The following is a 12,396-nucleotide window of genomic DNA, read 5'->3' as shown; positions in this document are numbered from 1 at the left end:
GTCATGGAGTTTGCTTTGTTCCGGGACGTGCTTAAAACCCGCCGCAGCATCCGGGAGTTTACCGAAGAGCCCGTCGGCCTCGCCGATATCGAGGACATCATCGACTGCGCCCGGTTCGCCCCAAGCGATACGAATTCGCAAACCTGGGAATTTATCATCGTCATGAATGCTGAGAAAATCAAGCAGATCGAGGAGTTTACCTGGGACAGCCTGCACCAAACCGCCGCGCGGGCTACGGAACAAGGATTGGAGCGGGAAGCGAAGCTGCTCGTCAAATCGTTTGGCCCCTACGCTACCGCCTTCTCCGGCGCGCCGGCGCTGGTCGTTTGCCTTTCCACTCCCTACACTTCGAAATTTCGCGAGAAAATCTTCGATCCGATTACATTCGTGCCCCCCGAGGTTTGGGAGGAAGAAGGGTTAAAGAGCAGCTGCCTGGCCGCCCAAAATTTGATGCTTGCCGCTCACGCCAAGGGGCTCGCCACCTGTCCGATGACCGGCCCGGTACTGCTGGCGGAGGACAAGCTGCGCGAGTATCTCGACATTCCCGCCGACCGCGGAGTAAACATGGTCATCGCGTTAGGCCATCCGGCCATCGCGCCGAAGGCGGTGCCCCGGAAGGAAGTCGCGGAGATTTTAAGGATCGTCGATTGAAGACAAGTCATCTAAGTGCGAAAAAGAGGTCTCCGGCAGCGAAGCAGCTGCTTGGAACCTCTTTTTTTGGCGAACAGCAACGGATGGCCCGGCTGAATTCAAGATTCGACGCCGATTAAGCTCCTTGTATCGCTTCGTGATCGAAAACTGACTTTTTGATCAACCGTTTCAATAAAAGAGCAAAAAGTCAGGTTTGGAGCACCGAGAAGGTTGGATGAAGCTAGGGACGGAGTAGCGCAGCGTAGGTAAGCCTACGTGAGCAACGGAAATGTTTCCGTAGGAAACATGCTTCGAAAGCATCCGCTTGGCCCGGCTGAATTCAAGATTCGATGTCGAATAACCTTCTATGAATAGCTTCGTGATCCGAAGATGACTTTTTGATCTACCTCTTACAGGCGTCCGTATGCCTTTAGGATCTTCAGTCTATCTACGGCCAGCCACCCCCGCCACTCCTGCTCTCCCGCCGGACTAACTGCCGGGAATGACAACCCCCAGCCTCCATCCTCCTGCTGCGTATCGAGCAGCCAGTCGAGATGCCGGTTGATCTCCTGCTCCGACACAAGCTTGGAAGCGTAGCTATCCGGGGTCGGAGCGTAGTCCAACACCTTGTGCACATAGCCGCCGGCCTGCGGGTCCTTCTCGATTCCGTTCGGCCCGCTCAGCCATTCGTCCAATCTGGATTGAAACCGGGCCGCGCGGTCGCGGTCGGGAACATGCTCCAAAAACGAGATCCACTGAACGGCGTCATGATAATCTCCGGGGAAACCTTCCTCCAAACAACGCCACAAGAAGCCGATCTGGCTCTGAAACCAGCTCTCCTCGCAGAAATCCCGGCGTTGCTTCGGCTCAAGAAGCATCCCGACGATGCTCCCGGTCGGATTCAATGAAGCAATCCCGTCCTGCTCCGTGGTCCACCAAGGGGCATGCGGGTACTTGTTCACTTCGGTCGTCGCCCTCGGCAACCCGCCGCCCGGAAGCGATATATCCCGCAGATACGTAAGCATGCCGTCCATCAGCGCGGACTCGAATCCGTCCGTTTCGCGCATCACCAGCAACGCCGTTTCCGTAGTTACCGGTTGGCTGTCCGGACAGCGCATGTCGGGCTCCAGGGCGTGACCGAATCCGCCGTCGGCATTCTGATACGGGCGGAGTGCCGTCAACACGTCCTCCGCCGATCCGTTTTCAAAGTGATAAGCAAAGCGCATCCGATCCAGCAGGCGCGCATGCGTATAAATGAACGTTTTTCCGCGTTCCAAAGCTTGCCGTTCTTTTATTCCCATAACCCTTTCGCTCCCTTCGCGATTAAGCTCGCGTCCGTTTATTCAGCTACCCGCCTAAGCTTCGAATACCCACTGCGGATTCCAAACGACTTCCCACAAATGGCCGTCGGGATCCTGGAAATAACCGGAATACCCGCCCCAAAAGGCGTCATGCGGCTCGACCGTAATGACGGCTCCCGCCTGCCTCGCCTGCTCGATGACCCGGTCTACCTCCGCTTTGCTCGCCACATTATGGCCTAACGTAAACTCCGTGGGACTTGGAGGGGTCAACTTCAAACGGGTATCATGGGCGATATCCTCACGTTTCCACACGGCCAGTTTCAAACCTGCCTGCAAATCGAAAAAAGCGACGGCACCGTGCTCAAACTCTTGGCCGACGATCCCGTCCGTAGACCATCCCAGCCCGTCCCGGTAAAACCGTAACGATCTATCCAGATCCTCCACGCCAAGCGTCAACACCATGATTCCCGGTTTCATTCCATCATCTCCTTCATTATTGATCGACCTAAGGACTACCGGTATTTTTCGGCCAGTACCCGAGCGCGGTCACGAATATCCTCCCGCATCCGCTGAGGTTCCAACACCTCGGCTTCCGGGCCCATGGCAAAAAAGAACGACACCGCCCAGCTCCATTCCGAAACCGGCAGCCGGCAATCGAGCAGCCACTCCTCCTCGCTGACCTGCTGAACCTCGTGGCCGAAATGCGGGTCCTGCTCCGCCATCAGAGAACCCCGATAGGACAGCTTGACGTGGAGATGGATAAGCGCCGGCTCAGCCGCCGCCGATTCCGGGGATCGCTGATCCCCTGCCGCCGCCTCCCCCCTGCCCGCTTTCGCAGCCGGCGGGGGAGAGGTCGCGGCGATGTCCTCGAAGCGGTCGACGCGGAACGTCCGCTTCTCGCCGTGCTCCAGGGATTCGGCTTCGCAGTACCAGAACCCGTGCGCGGCATATACGCGCAGGGGACGCATCGTCAAATGCCGGCGGTAATTTTGCGAGCGGTACAACACGCGCAGCCATTGCCCATCGGCGGCATGACCCATCAAGGCGCCGAGGTGAGGCGTCTGGATGCCCCGATCCGGCACCTCCATCTCCACGTGCCGGAGCAGCGGGCCGATTTGCCCCAGCATCTGCTCGGGCAAGGCGGAACGGATCTTGTCGGCGACGGTCCACTTCGCCTGCTGGAAGGGACTGTCGCTGTACTTGGCCATGCCGTCCAGCGCCAGCAGGACGGTCAAGGCCTCCCCGGCGTCAAGCTGCAGCGGCGGCAGCCGGAACCCGTCCATCAGGCGGTAGCCGCCGCCGGGTCCCGGCAGCGCATACAGCGGAACGCCAAGCTCCGAGAGCGCTTGCATGTCGCGCAGCACCGTGCGCTTGGACACCTCCAGCTTGTCCGCGAGGGACTGGGCCGTCTCCGGACGCTGCTGCAGCGCCATGACGATCGCCATCATCCGGTCCATTCGGTTCATCCTGCCTCCGCCTCCCGTTCATTTTCACTATAACAAAGGAATGGTGACAACAGTCTGTCACCGATTCTGAAGATGATGTACACCCGGGCGCCACAGATAACGCGCCGTATATACAAAAAAACACAGCCCTATAAAGAGCTGTGCCTTTCATTATCGCGCTTGGAACCAAACTTTATAAGTGATCCGTTTCCGGAAGTGATCTTATAATTTGATTACGTTAGCAGCTTGAGGACCACGGTTGCCGTCAGTGATTTCGAATTCTACGGCTTGGCCTTCTTCTAGAGTCTTGAATCCGTCGCCTTGAATCGCGGAGAAGTGTACGAATACGTCTTCGCCACCTTCAACTTGGATGAAGCCATAGCCTTTTTCTGCGTTAAACCATTTAACTGTACCTTTCAAATGAACAACCTCCTAAAAATAATCGTCATCATTGACGAATATCCATATTATACTCTATGCCCACGGACAATGCAACGTGTCAATTCCCCAAAGATAACTCGGTTGGGGAGCGGTGGGACGTACGGTTTTATTTGCTTTCCACCGGGGCGTGAGTTATCATTTTACATAAAATATTGCCAAATTTGCGCGGGCTTAAAACACCTGTGTCAGGAAGCCGAGATTGGAGAACCCAAGCGATGATCAAAAAACACGAAATATACAAAAAAGACAAATGGAATATGATGACGGTAGAGGTTCAAGGAAAGTACATCATCCTCCGCGAAATATCGGACCAATGGGGCGAAGAATCCCACACGTTCCTTAGCCGCCCTGCCTTGATGGATTGGGTGAAGCGCCGGTTTCCCAAAGAGGAGTACGCCGGCAATCTGGAGGAGTGGGACGACATCATGAACGCCTTCAAACAGGTTTAATCAACCCCGAAGACCGATTAACCAATCGGTGTCCGGCAGCGCCAACTTTTATGATGAAACGGAGCAACGATCATGGATAGTTCCAACTTTCTTATCTTCTTCATTTGCGCGTTTGCCCTGGGCATCGTGCTCATTTTGTCCAAAGACAACATTCCCCCGCGGCTTAAGCGCGGCCTGGCCCTATTTACGGTCATCATGATCGCGGTGGCTTTCGGCTTGATGGTTTACAGCTTCGTGGCTTGAGTCTTTATCCGCGGGTGGCAAATATTTCCCGCAGCAGGCGGCCATACTAGGAAAATGCCCATCGCTTGCCGGATACTCCATCCGGCTCGTACCGTGGGCTCCCGATCAATGAAAGGGAGGTTTCCTGGTTATGCGAATCAAACGCTGCATCCCCCTTCTGCTGTCCGGCTGCCTGCTGGTTTCGACAATACCAAGCAGCACCGCTGCGGGCCAATCCGCGTTAACATCTTACCCAAACCAAAGGAGGATTCCGATGAGCACAGTAGTGAAACGTTCCGAGGTACCGCAAGAGAATACCTGGAAGCTGCAGGATTTGTTTCCCGATCAGGCGGCCTGGGACAAATCGTATAACGAGTTGAAGTCTTTGAAGGACAAAGCCGCCGAATTCGAAGGCAAGCTGAACCATGCCGGGAGCATCAAAGCCGTATTCGAGCTGGAAGACGATTTGTCTTTGAGAATCGAGCGGCTTTACGTGTACGCCCACCTGAACCACGATGAAGATACTACCAACCCTACATATCAGGCACTTGTGCAAAAAGCGAAGAAACTGAGCGTGGAAGTCAGCGAGGCGCTGTCGTTCGTTACTCCGGAAATTCTCGCCTTGCCTGAGCAAGAGCTTGATCGGCTGATCGACGATCCAGCTCTTTCGGAATACCGATTCACCCTGCAGGAAATCAAACGCGAGAAAGCGCACGTGCTGAGCAAAACGGAAGAAGCGCTGCTCGCCCAGGTCGGCAATCTGTCGCAGGCGCCGCAGCAAATTTTCGGCATGATCAATAACGCGGACATGAAATTCCCGAAAATCAAGGACGAAAACGGCAACGAAGCCGACTTGACGCACGGCAGTTACATCCAGTTCCTGGAGAACCCAAATCGCGAGGTGCGCGAGCGCGCGTTCAAAGCCGTCTACGAAACATATCGCAAGCAAAAAAATACGATCGCGGCCACGCTGAGCTCCAATGTTAACAAAAACATGTTTTATTCGCGGGTGCGCAAATACCCTTCCGTGCTGGAAATGTCCCTCTACGGCGACAACATTCCGAAGGAAGTGTACACGAACCTGATCGACACGATCCATGAAAGCCTGCCGCTCCTACAGCGCTACATGAAGCTGCGCAAAAAGCTGCTGGGCGTCGACGAACTTCATATGTACGATCTGTTCGCTCCGCTGGTGGAAGAATACAAATGGGATATCACCTATGACGAAGCGAAAAAGATGGTCGAGGAAGGCCTGCAGCCGCTGGGCGAAGATTACCTGAAGATGCTGCGCTCGGGCTTCGAGGACCGCTGGATCGACGTCTACGAGAACGAAGGCAAACGCACCGGAGCATACAGCTGGGGCGCTTACGGCACCCATCCTTACGTGCTGCTCAACCATAAGGACAACCTCAACAGTATGTTTACGCTGGCGCATGAAATGGGCCACGCCCTGCACTCCTATTTCTCGGACGAAGCCCTGAAATACCGCGACGCCCAGTACACCATCTTCCTGGCCGAGGTCGCCTCGACGACCAACGAAGCCCTGCTGATGGATTACCTGCTGAAAAAGTCGACCGATCCGAAGCAAAAACTGTATCTGCTCACTTATTACGCAGATCAGTTCCGGACGACCGTGTTCCGGCAAACGATGTTCGCCGAATTCGAGAAGATCATCCACGAGCGCGCCGAAGCCGGCGATTCGCTTACGCCGCAGGAGCTGTCGGAAATCTACTACGACCTGAACGCGAAATACCACGGCAAAGACATGGTTGTCGACCAGGACATCGAAATGGAATGGGCGCGGATTCCCCATTTCTACACCAGCTTCTACGTGTACAAATACGCAACCGGTTTTTCCGCGGCGACCAGCTTCTCCAAGCAAATCCTCGAGGAAGGCAAACCGGCGGTGGACCGCTACCTCGGCTTCCTGAAGAGCGGCGGCAGCGACTATTCGATCAATATTCTCAAAAAGGCCGGCGTCGACATGTCTTCGCCGGAGCCGATCCGCGAAGCGATGAGCGTGTTCGAGGAAGTTATCGCGCAAATGGAGCAATTGACAAAATAACCCCTGATACAACCTCGCCGTTTCGGGAGATTGCCCGATTTCAGAAAATCCCTTGCCCCAAGCGGGCAAGGGATTTTATACTGTCCTAGAAGGAGGTGTTACCTCATGAAAATCCAATGGTCCTTGATTTTGGCCCTCGTCTTCGCTTTGATTACCGCAGTGTTTGCCGTCATTAACGTCGATCCGGTACAGGTGAATTTGCTGTTCGGCTCGGTCAGCCTTCCGCTGATTTTGCTGATCCTCGGCAGCACGCTGCTCGGCGGAATCATCATTGGGTCGTTCGGCATCTATCGCGGATACCGGCTGCAGCGGGAAGTGAAAAGCTTGAAGGCCAAGCTCGTACATATTCAGGACGCGACCGGCTATACGTTCCCGGAACCGGAAAAGCCGGAGCGCGGCAAGAAGAAAGCCGCCGAGGCCGAACCGCCCCAGGAAGAAGAGCCCCCCGTACCCGAAAGTTAAGCTATCCGGCGAATGAATGCCATCCCTAACCCTTAAGGAGGTTTCCCATGAATATCCAGCCGAATGAAACCTACATATTGAACTTGTTGAAAACGCTCCTCGATACACCCAGCCCAAGCGGCTTTGTGCACGGCATCATGACATTGATCCGGCGGGAGGCGGAGGCGCTCAGCATTCCTTTTTCGCTAAACGAAAAAGGCGGCGCCATCCTGACCCTTCCGGGCCGCGATTCGTCGCGCCGGATTGCGCTTAGCGCCCACGTCGATACGCTCGGCGCCATGGTCCGCGCGATCCGTCCGAACGGCACGCTGGCGATCACGTCCGTCGGCGGATTCATGATGAACAGCATCGAAAACGAATACTGCCAAATCCACACCCGCAGCGGCCGGGTCTATACGGGCACGATCCTTTCGACTCATCCTTCCGTGCACGTGTACAGCGACGCCCGCGACTTCAAGCGCGAGGAGAAAAACATGGAGGTGCGGATCGATGAGCTCGTGGAAACGAAAGACGACGTGCTGAAGCTGGGGATTTCCGTCGGCGATTTCATTTCCTTCGACGCACGAGCCGTCATTACGCCAAGCGGGTACGTGAAGTCCCGCCACCTCGATGACAAAGCGAGCGTAGCCGCCTTGTTCGGCCTGCTGGAATCGAGCCGGCGCGAAGGCTGGACGCCGCGGCATGACCTGGTCTTTCTCATCTCCAATTATGAGGAAGTGGGACACGGCGCCTCCTGGATTCCGGACGGCGTAAACGAAATGATCGCCGTCGACATGGGCGCGATGGGCGACGATTTAAGCTGCAAGGAGACCGACGTGTCCATTTGCGCCAAAGACTCTTCCGGCCCGTACGATTACGAAATGACCAGCCGGCTGATCGAGCTCGCCCGGGCCTTAAGCATTCCCCACGCGGTTGACATCTACCCGCATTACGGCTCGGACGCCTCCGCGGCGCTGCGCGGCGGCCATAACATCCGCGCCGCGCTGATCGGGCCGGGCGTGCACGCCTCGCACGCCATGGAGCGGACGCACAAGCAGGCGGTCGTCAACACGACCCGCTTGCTCGCCGCCTATGTCGCCGATTAATTGGCGGCGCTGGGGGATCGCCGCGGCTGCGGCGATCTTTATCGGCATCCTGCTGATGTTATGGTGGGGCAGCCGCTATCTGCTCCCCCACCATTATAACTACCATGAAACCGCCGCGGTCAACGGCGTTAAGCTGCATGCGCTGGCCGTGGACCCGGAGCGGGTCGAGCTGCGGGCGGCGGACCGGCCGCTGGGGCGTTACCGCGTATACGGGATCAACGGCGGTTTTTTTTACAACAACGCCGTGCTGTCGATCGCGGTGAACGGTGACCAGCCGGTCCAGGGCAAGCCCGGCGCTTACGGCTCCGGCTGGTTTAACGCCAAATACGCGCGCGGCACGCTGGTGTGGGACGAGACCGCCGGCCTCTTCTCCATACAGGTGGTATCTGCCGCGGATGAGCTGACGGTCGCCGACCGCTCCCGCTACTTTGCCCAGGGCGGCGTCAGCATGAAGCTGCAGGACGACGCCGGATGGCGGGCGGCGGTAGAAGCCGAGCATCTGCCGAATCCGGACGAGGACCGGCTCCGCTCCGGGCTGGCCTACGACGATGACGGCCGGCTATGGATGATCGTCACGCCCACGCGCTGCACGGCGGAGGCGTTCCGCGCCGCCGTCAAAGAGACGATCGCCGAGGGCAAGCTCGTCGACGGCATCTTTCTCGACGGCGACGGTTCGGCGCAAATGAACGCCGCCGAAACCAAACTTAACGGCGACTCCCGCGACCTGAAGCAGATCATTGCAATCCGGTAGCCGGATACTCGTTAGGGTAAGACATAGACTCTATTGGCAATCCACCTGGTAAGATCCCTGGACTCCCTTTACATTCGCCTCGCGCCCGGTTTTCCGTTTCAGCATCTCGACGAATGCCGGATCATACTCAACGCCAGTACCTATTCCCTTTGGTTCAATCGAAAAGAACCATGAATCACATTCCAACTGAAATGTAATCCATAGTTCTTTAAGTTAATGACATTGATTATCTACGAATGAGCACTACCCGCTATAAATTCTTTTGGGATAAGCGATCTTACCCTAACTGGCGTTTAAAGGCTTTAATAGCGAAGAAGTAAGTGATGACCATGATGCCGACGCACCAGGCAAGCGCGATCCAGATATCGTTGCCAACAGCCCCTTCATACAAGAGGGCACGAATTGCGTTCACGATGGAAGTCACGGGCTGGTTCTCAGCGAACACACGAACAATCTTAGGCATGGTTTCGGTAGGGACAAAGGCCGAACTGATAAACGGTAGGAAAATCAGCGGATACGAGAAGGCTGTCGCCCCTTCCATAGACTTCGCCGCCAATCCGGGAATGACCGATAGCCATGTCAGCGCCAGCGTAAACAGTCCGAGTATCCCGGCTACCGCAAGCCATTCCAGGATATTAGCGCTTGAACGGAAGCCCATCAAGAGCGCGACGAGGATCACTACCACGACAGTAAGCGCATTGGAAACAAGCGAGGTCAACACGTGAGCCCACAATACCGACGAGCGCTTGATCGGCATGGTAATGAAACGCGCCATCAGCCCACTCTTTACATCCCCAAACAGCCGGAAGGCAGTGTAAGAGACGCCGGATGCGATAGCCATCAGCAAGATTCCCGGCAATAAATAATTGACGTACTTGTCCGTGCCTGACTGTATGGCGCCGCCAAATACGTAGACAAACAGCAGCATCATCATAATCGGCGTAATCGCCACCGTAATAATCGTATCCGGGCTGCGCATGATGTTGCGCATTAATCGTCCTAGCAATACCCCTGTTTTGGTTTTCATTTACATCTCCTCCTTTTTGCCGATGATCGCGAGGAAGATTTCCTCCAATGTCGGCTGCTTTTCGATATACTCCACTTTCGCCGGCGGGAACATCTCCTTGAGTTCGGCAAGGGTACCGGTCGTGATGATTTTTCCGCCATGCAGGATGGCGATACGGTTCGCCAGTTGTTCGGCTTCCTCCAGGTACTGGGTCGTCAGCAAGATGGTCGTGCCGCTGCCGGCAAGCTCCTTGACGGTATCCCAGACTTCGATCCGCGCTTCAGGGTCAAGTCCTGTCGTCGGTTCGTCGAGAAAAATGACTGCTGGACTCCCGATCAGGCTCATGGCGATGTCAAGCCGGCGCTTCATCCCGCCGGAATACTGGTCCGCCCGGCGGCCCGCCGCATCGGTCAGGCTGAATTTCGCAAGCAGATTGTCGGCGACTTGAGCGGGATTGGAAACTCCCCGTAACTTGGCGATCATGATCAGGTTTTCTCGCCCGGTGTGCATGCCGTCTATAGCGGCGAACTGCCCTGTCAGGCTGATGCTCTGACGAATACGATCCGGTTGACGCTGGACGTCAAAGCCGCAAATACTTGCTTCGCCGCCATCGGGCTTCATCAGCGTCGAGAGGATGTTGACCGTCGTCGTCTTGCCCGCTCCGTTTGAGCCCAGCAGTGCGAAAATTTCGCCACGCCGCACCTCAAAATCCACTCCCTTTAAGACTTCCTTGTCTTTAAAAGATTTTTTTAACCCTTTTACAGAAATCGCTGCATTACTCATGCTTTATTCCTCCTTGATAGTCTTCTATTTAGTATGACTGATTATCAGTATGACTCATTACCCGGTCGAAAATATAACTGAATAGCGAAGGTGGCAATTCACATTAGTAACCAGCCATTCAGTCGGTATGATCTTCGGTATGATCTAGTGAGTTTATTTTTTTCTCAATCGTTCCAGGATACTCTGATTCAAATCTTCACGATACTTGGCGAAATAAGTTTTAGAGTTTACCACTAGCTCGTCGGCAAAGGACGCCACGTCGTCCCCGGTAATATCCAGCACTTGTCTGCCTTCCGCCGCACCGGCTTCGAACAACTCGATTAATTCATACTGTAAGTGCAGCATATCCATCCCGTTGCCTGCTGCGAAATTCCACATGTAGTTTTGAATTTTCTTAAATACAAACTGGTAGTCCTCTGGCAGGGCATCAACCCGTGCCATCATCAACTTGTACTCTTTTTTATCACCAATCATTTTTTTGAACATTTCCATCATGTTATTTTTCCTCCTTTTTATATACAACTGAACAAGACACTCCAAAATATCGGACGGAATATCTTGATTTTCGATGATACAAAATCCCATTTTTCCCAAAACAATTCAAGTTCCTGACGACCGGCCTCATTAAGTGAGTAAAACTTGCGGGGCGGCCCCATATCCGACGATTTCTTTTCCAAGTTCACCAGCTTTTTCTTTTCCAAACGCACGAGGATGGTGTAGACTGTCCCCTCTACGACTTCGGTAAACCAAGCTCGTTCAGGCGGCGGGTAATTTCGTAGCCATAGGTTTCATGTCGGCTAATGATTTCCAGCACACAGCCTTCCAGCGAACCCTTCAGCATTTCAGTCAAATTTTCCATGTTCAGGCCCCTATTCTGTCTGACGTATATTCAGTATAACGTAGTACCGAGGAAAATTTTTACTGAATAGCTTTTGGGAAACCTCGCTATTCAGTATTGCTTATTACATGTACATTGTATCACTGAGTAGTTAGATAGTCAACTCATTTTCTAAAACATTTTTTGCAACATCACTATTCAGTGGTGCAGGTATCTTGTGCGACTTACTACCTGGTACATCGTAACACGCAGTAGATGGGATGTCAACCGGATTTTCCTAACGTCCCCCCCTCCCTCTTTCCTTCCTACCTTTCCACCTGCGCGATGGGTTGGGCGGCAGATCAACAATCACTGTCCTGACGCTTTGCACGATTATCCCGTTTGATCAGGTAGCAGTGAAACAGACAAGCTCGGGGGCGGGGGGGGGGAGAAAATATGTTTGTGGGTAAGCAGATAGGTTCGAGATCATTAGACGGTCTTAGGAGAAGAAAGCAGATTTGGAGAAGGAGGCAGATTGGAGAAGTGAAGCAGACCGGACGGGAGACGGAGGACAAGATGCGGGGAAGCATAAAGACCGTGATTTCGCTGCAGCCTGCCCCCCCTTCTGTCTACAGCAATGCCCGCACCGCATATGCTAACCCACCCCATCAAGTTAAACCGCATCATGCTAATCCCTACCGTTCAAGCGCCTCGATCAGGCGGCAGCCGCAAGGGGCTGATTCGGTTGGCGCGCGATCAATTTCCGATAGGTAATCGCCGGAACCGCCATACACATGCGCAGCAACGTCTGCCGCATCGTTTCTTCCGTTCCGGGTAGGCGCAGCCGGCGGCGCACGGTGTACTCGTTCAGATACGCCTGCAGATGCTTCACGCCCAAGGCTACATACGTACTCTTCAGCGATTCCCACGCCTCTCTAA

General features: G+C 54.7%; 14 protein-coding genes and 2 pseudogenes. 7 read left to right on the top strand and 9 right to left on the bottom strand.

Annotated features, from left to right (window positions below):
- Window positions 1–3 precede the first annotated feature (3 nt).
- Window positions 4–651: a nitroreductase family protein gene (locus ACQ4N8_RS21940; protein ID WP_430706478.1), complete on the top strand. Its 648-nt coding sequence runs from the start codon at window positions 4–6 to the stop codon at window positions 649–651.
- Window positions 652–1,040: 389 nt separating this feature from the next.
- On the opposite strand, the gene ACQ4N8_RS21935 is transcribed toward ACQ4N8_RS21940, so the two are convergent.
- The 4 genes from ACQ4N8_RS21935 to ACQ4N8_RS21920 form a co-directional block, all read right to left on the bottom strand.
- Window positions 1,041–1,931 carry a hypothetical protein gene (locus ACQ4N8_RS21935; RefSeq protein WP_430706477.1) on the bottom strand — a complete coding sequence of 297 codons (891 nt, stop codon included), beginning with the start codon at window positions 1,929–1,931 and terminating at the stop codon, window positions 1,041–1,043.
- Between the two features lie 54 nt (window positions 1,932–1,985).
- On the bottom strand, window positions 1,986–2,408 hold the full coding sequence (locus tag ACQ4N8_RS21930) for a VOC family protein (protein ID WP_430706476.1): 423 nt from the start codon (window positions 2,406–2,408) through the stop codon (window positions 1,986–1,988).
- A gap of 35 nt (window positions 2,409–2,443) precedes the next feature.
- Window positions 2,444–3,397 carry a helix-turn-helix transcriptional regulator gene (locus ACQ4N8_RS21925; RefSeq protein WP_430706475.1) on the bottom strand — a complete coding sequence of 318 codons (954 nt, stop codon included), beginning with the start codon at window positions 3,395–3,397 and terminating at the stop codon, window positions 2,444–2,446.
- Window positions 3,398–3,598: 201 nt separating this feature from the next.
- Complete coding sequence (locus ACQ4N8_RS21920) at window positions 3,599–3,796, bottom strand: cold shock domain-containing protein (RefSeq protein WP_018750471.1); 198 nt, start codon at window positions 3,794–3,796, stop codon at window positions 3,599–3,601.
- 236 nt (window positions 3,797–4,032) lie between these two features.
- Here ACQ4N8_RS21920 and ACQ4N8_RS21915 point away from each other — a divergent pair, with 236 nt between their 5' ends.
- From ACQ4N8_RS21915 to ACQ4N8_RS21890, 6 genes are all read left to right on the top strand, one after another.
- Window positions 4,033–4,266 (top strand): hypothetical protein, encoded by a 234-nt coding sequence (locus ACQ4N8_RS21915; protein ID WP_430706474.1) that lies wholly within the window; start codon window positions 4,033–4,035, stop codon window positions 4,264–4,266.
- A gap of 72 nt (window positions 4,267–4,338) precedes the next feature.
- Window positions 4,339–4,509 (top strand): hypothetical protein, encoded by a 171-nt coding sequence (locus ACQ4N8_RS21910; RefSeq protein WP_430706473.1) that lies wholly within the window; start codon window positions 4,339–4,341, stop codon window positions 4,507–4,509.
- Between the two features lie 253 nt (window positions 4,510–4,762).
- Window positions 4,763–6,553: an oligoendopeptidase F gene (gene pepF / locus ACQ4N8_RS21905; RefSeq protein ID WP_430706472.1), complete on the top strand. Its 1,791-nt coding sequence runs from the start codon at window positions 4,763–4,765 to the stop codon at window positions 6,551–6,553.
- 105 nt (window positions 6,554–6,658) lie between these two features.
- A complete protein-coding gene (locus ACQ4N8_RS21900) occupies window positions 6,659–7,015 on the top strand; it encodes a LapA family protein (protein WP_430706471.1) in 357 nt (118 codons plus the stop codon).
- 47 nt (window positions 7,016–7,062) lie between these two features.
- On the top strand, window positions 7,063–8,100 hold the full coding sequence (locus ACQ4N8_RS21895) for a M42 family metallopeptidase (protein ID WP_430706470.1): 1,038 nt from the start codon (window positions 7,063–7,065) through the stop codon (window positions 8,098–8,100).
- Entirely contained in the window at window positions 8,087–8,851 is a 765-nt protein-coding gene (locus tag ACQ4N8_RS21890; protein WP_430706469.1) for a hypothetical protein, read from the top strand. The genes ACQ4N8_RS21895 and ACQ4N8_RS21890 overlap by 14 nt, the downstream gene beginning before the upstream one ends.
- Window positions 8,852–9,128: 277 nt before the next feature.
- On the opposite strand, the gene ACQ4N8_RS21885 is transcribed toward ACQ4N8_RS21890, so the two are convergent.
- The 5 genes and pseudogenes from ACQ4N8_RS21885 to ACQ4N8_RS21865 form a co-directional block, all read right to left on the bottom strand.
- Complete coding sequence (locus tag ACQ4N8_RS21885) at window positions 9,129–9,878, bottom strand: ABC transporter permease (protein ID WP_430706468.1); 750 nt, start codon at window positions 9,876–9,878, stop codon at window positions 9,129–9,131.
- The gene (locus ACQ4N8_RS21880) at window positions 9,879–10,640 is read right to left on the bottom strand and encodes an ABC transporter ATP-binding protein (RefSeq protein WP_430706467.1); all 762 of its coding nucleotides are present in this window, start codon (window positions 10,638–10,640) and stop codon (window positions 9,879–9,881) included.
- 153 nt (window positions 10,641–10,793) lie between these two features.
- The gene (locus tag ACQ4N8_RS21875) at window positions 10,794–11,135 is read right to left on the bottom strand and encodes a DUF1048 domain-containing protein (protein WP_430706466.1); all 342 of its coding nucleotides are present in this window, start codon (window positions 11,133–11,135) and stop codon (window positions 10,794–10,796) included.
- Window positions 11,136–11,152: 17 nt separating this feature from the next.
- A pseudogene (locus ACQ4N8_RS21870) lies at window positions 11,153–11,499 on the bottom strand (PadR family transcriptional regulator).
- Window positions 11,500–12,172: 673 nt separating this feature from the next.
- Window positions 12,173–12,396: pseudogene (locus tag ACQ4N8_RS21865) on the bottom strand (hypothetical protein); the annotation flags it as partial.

The organism is Paenibacillus macerans, assembly GCF_050565405.1.
Classification (GTDB): domain Bacteria; phylum Bacillota; class Bacilli; order Paenibacillales; family Paenibacillaceae; genus Fontibacillus; species Fontibacillus macerans_B.
The sequence above is the reverse complement of the archived record's forward strand: the minus strand, read 5'-3'. Positions and strand labels throughout refer to the sequence as shown.